Here is a 1530-nt window from a genome sequence, read left to right on the forward strand (position 1 = left end):
CTCGTCGCCCGCGGGTTGAGCGGGGTCGCGTTGGTGACCTCCGATGCGCACGCCGGGTTGGTGGCATCGATCGGGGCGACGTTGCCGGGTGCGTCATGGCAACGCTGCCGCACGCATTACTCGGCGAATCTGATGTCGGCGACACCGAAAGCGCAGTGGCCGATGGTCAAGACGATGCTGCATTCGATATACGACCAGCCCGACGCGAAAGGTGTTGAGGAACAATATGATCGAATGCTCGACGCTTTGTCCGACAAGCTCCCGAAAGTCGCCGAGCACCTCGATGCCGCTCGAGCTGATCTGTTGGCGTTCACCGCGTTCCCGAAGGAGATCTGGCGGCAGATCTGGTCGAACAATCCGCAGGAACGGCTGAACAAGGAAATTCGCCGACGCACCGACGTCGTCGGCATCTTCCCGGATCGGACGTCGTTGATTCGGCTCGTCGGGGCGGTGTTGGCCGAGCAGCACGACGAGTGGACCGAAGGTCGGCGCTACCTCGGACTCGATGTTCTCGCCCGCTCGCGGATGACCATGGTGACCGCTGACGTGAACGAGGACGACATCACCGGCGAGGAGGTGACCCCAACTATCCCGACCGCACTGACAGCATGACCGGAAGGATCACGCAGTGCCCGCCCTCACACACCACGGATTTGGACTTGACCCGACCCGTATTTGTGGTAGTCGAAGTCCCACGCCCCGTTGAGCTTGTGGTTCACACACCCCCACAGGCCCCACTTCACGTCGGCAAGGAAGCTACACACCTGCACCCGCGACACCATGGACCATTCCGCTTTACCGAAGAACTCCCCGATCAACTCCATGACCTGCTGCTCGCCGTAGAACATTTCCGTCACCAGGACAGCGAGCTCATAGGCGCGGTCGTTGTTCGACGCGAACTCGTAATCCACCAACTTCATCGGCAACCCGTCCCCGATGAGAATATTGCCGGGCATCGGGTCGTTTTGGCACGCCACCAAATCCAAGCCTGACGCCAGCATCGCCGACTTCACCTGGCGGTATTCGGTCAAGATCACTTCGGCATCGCGCGGCAACCTCACACCCAGCTGAGCGACCTGTTCGAGATGCTCGTCGATCATGTCAAAGATCGTCTTCGTGACACTGAGCTTGCTGCCCGAATGCAGCGTCCGATACACGTCGATCATCCCCAGCGGAATCTCCGGACGCTTCAGATCACCGTTCGTGCACGCCCGATAGCCCTCCAGGAACTCGATCACCTCGACACCGGTAATCGGATCGAACAACACCACCTCCGGCCCGATGCCCAATGCTCCGGCACGCCGAGCTGCCTCGTTGGCGAGAGACCGGTCGATGAACGAATCGGTTCCGGCACCGGGCAGCTTCATGAAGTAGCGCTTCGACTTGCCTTCGACGGTGATGCGCCAGTTGCTGTTCATCAGTCCGCCGGGGACGGGGGAGTAGGACATGCCCAGCCGCTCCCACTCCGGAATCGCTGCTAGTGCCTTCTCGACCTGCCGCTCGGGCTCGGTGCGAGCGGATCCAATAGCG

At 61.2% G+C, this 1530-nt stretch carries 2 protein-coding genes; one reads left to right on the forward strand and one right to left on the reverse strand.

The window, feature by feature from the left end; all coding sequences use genetic code 11:
- Positions 1-612: transposase (locus tag WBQ44_RS04020; protein ID WP_495565448.1), on the forward strand; the 612-nt coding region annotated here is incomplete at its 5' end.
- Positions 613-638: 26 nt separating this feature from the next.
- Here the strand turns inward: WBQ44_RS04020 and WBQ44_RS04025 are convergent.
- On the reverse strand, positions 639-1530 hold an 892-nt coding region (locus WBQ44_RS04025), incomplete at its 5' end, for a phosphotransferase (protein WP_495565449.1).

This window comes from Rhodococcus sp. (in: high G+C Gram-positive bacteria) (assembly GCF_049591685.1).
Taxonomy (GTDB): domain Bacteria; phylum Actinomycetota; class Actinomycetes; order Mycobacteriales; family Mycobacteriaceae; genus Rhodococcoides.